Annotated in this window: 6 protein-coding genes; 1 reads left to right on the top strand and 5 read right to left on the bottom strand. The window is 36.9% G+C overall.

Annotation, left to right across the window (positions count from 1 at the left end; all coding sequences use genetic code 11):
• Positions 1 to 62: 62 nt before the first annotated feature.
• Positions 63 to 539 carry a flavin reductase family protein gene (locus BUB45_RS04440; protein WP_073005687.1) on the bottom strand — a complete coding sequence of 159 codons (477 nt, stop codon included), beginning with the start codon at positions 537 to 539 and terminating at the stop codon, positions 63 to 65.
• Positions 540 to 693: 154 nt separating this feature from the next.
• On the bottom strand, positions 694 to 2,145 hold the full coding sequence (hpaB, locus tag BUB45_RS04445) for a 4-hydroxyphenylacetate 3-monooxygenase, oxygenase component (RefSeq protein ID WP_073005688.1): 1,452 nt from the start codon (positions 2,143 to 2,145) through the stop codon (positions 694 to 696).
• Between the two features lie 316 nt (positions 2,146 to 2,461).
• On the opposite strand from hpaB, the gene BUB45_RS04450 reads away from it, so the two are divergent.
• Positions 2,462 to 3,346, top strand: a complete 885-nt coding sequence (locus BUB45_RS04450; protein WP_073005690.1) for a LysR family transcriptional regulator — start codon at positions 2,462 to 2,464, stop codon at positions 3,344 to 3,346.
• A gap of 12 nt (positions 3,347 to 3,358) precedes the next feature.
• On the opposite strand, the gene BUB45_RS04455 is transcribed toward BUB45_RS04450, so the two are convergent.
• From BUB45_RS04455 to tnpA, 3 genes are all read right to left on the bottom strand, one after another.
• Positions 3,359 to 4,714, bottom strand: a complete 1,356-nt coding sequence (locus BUB45_RS04455; protein ID WP_073005692.1) for an MFS transporter — start codon at positions 4,712 to 4,714, stop codon at positions 3,359 to 3,361.
• 250 nt (positions 4,715 to 4,964) lie between these two features.
• Positions 4,965 to 5,561, bottom strand: coding sequence for a lysophospholipid acyltransferase family protein (locus tag BUB45_RS04460; protein WP_073005694.1), 597 nt, complete (start codon positions 5,559 to 5,561; stop codon positions 4,965 to 4,967).
• A 228-nt stretch (positions 5,562 to 5,789) separates the two neighbouring features.
• On the bottom strand, positions 5,790 to 6,000 hold a 211-nt coding region (tnpA, locus tag BUB45_RS04465), incomplete at its 5' end, for an IS200/IS605 family transposase (protein ID WP_139300088.1).

The raw sequence follows: 6,000 nt of genomic DNA on the forward strand, positions 1-6,000 counted from the left end.
TCCGCCCCTTTGTAAACATTCCGAATATAATATATCTGTACTATATAATTTTTAAAGACAGATTAATTTACGTATTCTGCAGGCTCATATTTTCCATACTGTCCCTTATAAAAAGTTAACGGACTGCCTTGGTTAGACTCCATTGCTATTACTTTACCAATAAAAAGGGTATGATCCCCTACTTCAAAAGCCTGCTCCACTTCACAAACAACGGAAACAAGCGCATCTTGAATAATTGGGACACAATGAAGGATTTCAAATGGTATTTCCTCGCATCTTTTAGCTTGATTGGCAAAATGCATGGATATATCTTGTTGCGTATCTGTTAGAACATTAACTGCAAACTTATTAGATTTATGCAGTTTTGTTAACATGTTCGCTCGATTATCTATCGATACTGTAATTAATTTCGGCTCTAAGGAAACGGACATAAATGCGTTTGCTGTCATACCATGGATCTCTTCTCCTATTTTAGTTGTAATGACAGTAACTCCAGTTGCGAAGCGCCCCATTGCATTTCGGAAAGCTCTACTATCCATAAGATTTAACCTCCTTTATGTTATTGAAGCTTTCTTTTTCCTTGCTTTAAATTTCTAATTTATTTATTTTTTGACTACTTTAGAAAAACTTAGCTTGTCGCCAAGTCTTATGGCGAATGGCGTAGTTTTTCTTATACTATAAACCTATAGACTTTTATGCTTTCCTATAGTGTAAAAAATCGCTCACTTGCGCTTTATAAGTTTGTTTATCATACTTATCAAAATAAGCCATTCCCATCTTAATTGGGTCACCAAAGAAATAATATTCATAATGGGTCTGCCTGCTTCCAAACGCACTCATTGTTAAGTCCCACGCTAAGCGAAAGATCTGTACACGCTCATATCCTTGGACATTTTTCCCTTGCATCGCACGGTGAAGAATAGGTCCAATCTCCTCATTTTCAAAGTCAGCCTGTGTTGGAATCCCCATCATTCCAGATGCTCCCAAAATTCGAATGATTTCTGCCATCCGTGGATATACACGCGGGAACCAATTTCTAGCTGCATCAAGCGCCGCAAAGTCCGGTGTCATCATTCCCCATTTATCGAGCTTAGCATTATGTTCTGCACGGAATAAATGTGACTTCATCGTTTCTAATGTAAGCATAATTTCTGTCCCTTTATCTTTCACGTGCTGAAAGCCATCAATACCGATAGAATCCATTAATGTCAGCACAACACCAAGTAAAAATTCTGTTTTTGCAATATCTTTTATGACTACTTGATGCGTCATATGAACGACAGCATTCGTTTCACCAAATGCCCGGTTACAAATGGATGAATTCTCCAGCACAAAAATACGGTCCCATGGTACTAATACATGATCAAAAGCAACGATTGTATCCCCTTCCTCAAACTGTTGGCTTAACGGGTGATCGTATGAATTATCACTATAGACAAAAGCTTCACGGCTTAAATATTTTAGACCTGGCGTATTATTTGGGATTGCAAAGGCTAAGGAGTAAGGGTCATCCAACTCACCTGATTTTTTAACTGTTGAAGGAAAAACTAAAATTTCGTCCGTGATTGCTCCTTGTGTTGCTAGCAAGCGAATTCCATCAACTACGACTCCATCATCGTTTTTCTCTACAACATGTAATGCTACATTTGCGTCTTTTTGCTTTGCTTGTATTTTTGCCCGGTTTACTTGAGGATGAATTAATGTATGCGTCAAGCTAATATCATTTTCCCGAGCAAACGCTGCATAATTTCTAGCGTTTTCAGCAAACATCGGATCTCCTTCAGCATAAAATTCACTTGCCTGCCCCATTGCCATGACATCCGCATTTAAATAGTCAGGTGACCTTCCCATTACCCCTTTTGTAAAACTTTGCCATTCCATAATGGCTTCTCTACGCTCCATTAATTCATCTATCGTTGTCGGCACCATAAATGTTTTACTTACTTGATCGCCTGTTGTTGGTGATGTATAGAGCATTTTCTCTGGCTTTTCATATTGGAGATCATATAGCTTTGCCATCGTTTGGGTGACATTTTTAAAGAGACGATGCTCTGTTACATCTTGAACCCTTTCTCCCTGGATATACACATTATTATTTGCTTCCTTTAAACGTTGAATATACTGTTGTCCTGTTTTAGCTGGCATAGTTTCCCTCCTCTAATAATAAACGCTTACATTTTCTCCTGGTGCACATTTCTGAATAATTCTTTTAATTAGAATAATAGCATTATTTCTGCTATATTCATATTATCTATTTCATTAACAAACTATATAAAATTTATATACCAAAGCTTCATAAGACATACATGATCCTCTGTATTTAAATTAATCGCAGCACAATCTTGGCGCTTTTTTACGAGTGAGGAGGGTCAAGCACGTAAACAATTTTGAGGAGCAAAACAAATAAAATGGTAAAAATAATGGGTGAACGCCTAAATATAGTATACAAGGAGTGCTAAAATTGGATTTAAGACAATTAAGATATTTTCAAACGATTGCCAGAGAAGGACAAATCACACGTGCAGCAAAAAAATTGCATATAGCTCAGCCACCCTTAAGTCAAAGCTTAAAAGCTTTAGAAACCGAATTAGGCGTCAAATTAATGGAGCGTAATGGCAGGAAAATGGAATTAACAGAGGCAGGTAATATTTTATACCAAAAAACAATTCACCTGTTTGAGTATGTGGAAGAGACCTGCATAGAGGTGAAAGATACAGCAGCAGGTATAAAAGGAATACTATCCATTGGTTGTGTAAAAACATGCTTTCCGCAAATACCAAAAAAGCTTAAATATTTTCATAGGAAATATCCGAATGTTCATTTTCAGCTCAAAGAAGGTGATTCTTACTTGCTTGCAGAAGAACTGATCCAGCGATCCATTGATCTAGCAGTTGTTCGCTTACCTCTTGATATGAGCCTTTTTGCTAAACAATCTCTTCCTAGTGAAAACTACATAGCTGTCATACCGGAAAGTTGGTCTACTACTTCAACCGCCAAAGCCATTACCATGAAAAAATTAAGTGAGTTGCCATTACTACTCTTACACCGCATCCAAGGACAAGGGCAATATGAGTTAATTCTTGAGCAATTTGAAAACCACCGTTTATCACCAAAAATTATTTGTGAGTGTCCAGATGTGGACATGATCTTGCAATTAGTAAGTGAACAGGTAGGAGCAACTATCATTCCAGAATTGACGCTACAAAATCATCCATTACGTGGTTTGAAACAACTACCTATTAAAGATCATTCCTTCTCTTCTCACTCAGCAATCATTTGGCTAAAAAATCGCTACTTACCAAAAAGCGCCAAACGTTTTATTGAACTATTTACAGGTGATAAATGAAATGAGGAAGAACTATGAACGGGCTTTACTCATTAATTTCCCTGGAAGTTTTAACGTCATAAAAAATACAAAAACGGAAAACACAAAACAAATAATCGCAAGCAAATGTAATGTTTCATGGTTCACCTGATCATTTAACGTTACACCTAGCAAACTAGAGGATAAGATTGCTCCCATATATCTGCTCGTTTGAAATAAACCAGAAGCTTGCCCTGTATTCTCAGGCCTTACATTTTCATATAGCGCTGTCTGCATCGATATATTGTTAAAGCCATTACTAGCGCCTAAAACACTCATAATTATAAGTAACCAACCAATGGGCGAGCTTTCATGATACGTTAACAATAAACCGGTTCCAATGACGAGTAAACCAATTCCAATTAAAGCAGGTAATTTCGAACCTACCTTATCAATTAAACTTCCTGCTAATGGTGCAATGATAACGCCAAAACCTGCAAGTGCAAGCATCAAAACGCCCGTTTTTGCTTCGTTATACGCTAGAGCTTGCTGCATAAAAATAGGAAAACCAAAAAAATAACAATAATATATCAGGTTAATGCCCGTAAATTGCACATACACGAATGTTTCTTTTGTATCTTTTCTTAACCTATTTACATCCATAAACGGGGCATGGTGCTTAGCTTCAAAACGGTAAAACAACACAGCAGTTGCAATACAAATGAACAGTGTCCACCAACGGATATTTCCTTCCTCCAACGAAAGCAAAAACAAAATAAAGCTTGTTATTGATAAAATAAACAAACAAATTCCTAACAAATCTATCTGTTTTATCACTACTTTTTCATTTTTAGCAGGTAAAATAAACATAGCTAATACAAATGACACAATAATAAATGGAAAGTTGATAATGAAAATAGCTTGCCAATCCCAAGAATGAATAAAAAAACCACCAATAGAAGGACCAAAAGCTGCCGATGTAGAAGCGAAGATGGACAAAATCGCGAGCGCCCGCCCTTGTCCTTCTGTAATATGCGTTCGTATCATGCTCATCCCACTCGGGAATAAAGTTGAGCTACCAATCGCCTGTAATGCACGACAAGCTAATAAAATTGGAAAATTAGGAGAAAACGGGGCAAGTAAAGATGCAAAAGCTACAAGCGTCAACCCTGTTAAAAATAATCGTTTAGCTCCAAACATATCACTTAATTTCCCCATTACTGGCTGTCCAGCTGCGCTTGCTAAATAAAAAATAGAAATTAACCATGATGCATGGATAAAAGTTAAAGCAAAATCCGCCTGCATACGTGTAACTGCTACAGATATCATCGATGAATTTAAAGGATTTAGTAATGTTCCTAATCCAATTGTAATAATAAACAGCCAACGCTTTTTGTTTAATTTCTTCATCAAACCACCATTCATATGTATAAAGCCTTTAACTATGAGAATTCAGAAGTAGTCTTTGGCTCTATTTTTTATGCTGGAAAAAGGTGCTGTATGCGCCCCGCTTCAAGAACTGGAAGATAACAGCACCTACATCCCCTTTTTCGTAAAGAAGCCTTTTGAGATCATACCTTGAGGATAACAATCAGTGTAGGGATAAAAGGCTCGCGGATAATAGGTTCACTTTATGCGTGAATTTAACCTTAAACGTAACTTATTCCATTTCTCTAAGTTGCGTTTGCAAATCATGTAAGGATTTTTCCAACTGTTCCATCATCACTTCCATGCCTTGTTTAAGCGGCAAATTTTCAGGCATATAGATAGGTTGTCCAAAAATAATTTTAGGCTTCACCCGTTTGAAAAGATCAGTGAAATTATTGGGACCTTGATAAGCTACTGGTAAAATCGGCGTTTTCGCATACCCAGCCATCGTAACCGCCCCTCGTTTTAATGGCACTTCTTCACTTGTTCTTGTACCACTTGGAAATACACCGACGATTTCACCGTTTTTCAATAGTTTTCTTGGGGTTTTTATTGCGCTTGGTCCTGGATTTTCCCGATCAACAGGAAACGCATGCAACTGTTCCATTAGCCATTTCAAAAATGTCGACTGAAACAACTCTTTCTTAGCCATATAATGAATTTGTTTAGGTAACATACTAACGCCCAGCCATAAAATATCTACCCACCCTGAATGGGTACAAGCGATAACAAAACCACCAGATATTTCCGTATTTTCCTTTTGATAAATCTTTATTCTGCCAAACAAACTGAGAATTATTTTTAATACATAAGTACAAAAATAGTACATAAAAGTCGTCTCCTTCTTGCTACCAATAGTATGCGTTTATTTTAACACATAGTTTTAATATCTGGTACTAATTTTTTTCTTTTTTCACTCTAACAGCATACAAATACTTAAACGACCACCTGCTAAAGCAGGTGGATTTAGACATAAATGTCGACGACTAAAGTCGTTTCCCAGGCTAAAGTCCTGCTCAAAGGCCTTAGCTAAAGCATCCTCAAAGCTAGACTAAACTCATTCTTCTATCCTGAATATTTCGTCCTTACCTTCATTGAATTGATTTGCTATATAATTTCTTATTATTTCTTCCGTTACCGTTCCTACGGTGGCACAAAAATATTCTCTTGCCCACAAGTGCTGCCCCCAATATTTCTTTTTAAGTTCTGGAAACTCATCCTGCAATAATCTCGATGATCTTCCTTTTAGATACTGCAATATTTTACTT

The sequence above is a fragment of the Virgibacillus chiguensis genome (assembly GCF_900129865.1).
Classification (GTDB): domain Bacteria; phylum Bacillota; class Bacilli; order Bacillales; family Amphibacillaceae; genus Virgibacillus; species Virgibacillus chiguensis.

Excerpts from the sequence above, each read along its gene's own strand:
- BUB45_RS04460 (WP_073005694.1), bottom strand. The coding sequence starts at position 5,561 with ATGTACTATTTTTGTACTTATGTATTAAAAATAATTCTCAGTTTGTTT.
- BUB45_RS04440 (WP_073005687.1), bottom strand. The coding sequence starts at position 539 with ATGGATAGTAGAGCTTTCCGAAATGCAATGGGGCGCTTCGCAACTGGA.
- BUB45_RS04455 (WP_073005692.1), bottom strand. The coding sequence starts at position 4,714 with ATGAAGAAATTAAACAAAAAGCGTTGGCTGTTTATTATTACAATTGGA.
- hpaB (WP_073005688.1), bottom strand. The coding sequence starts at position 2,145 with ATGCCAGCTAAAACAGGACAACAGTATATTCAACGTTTAAAGGAAGCA.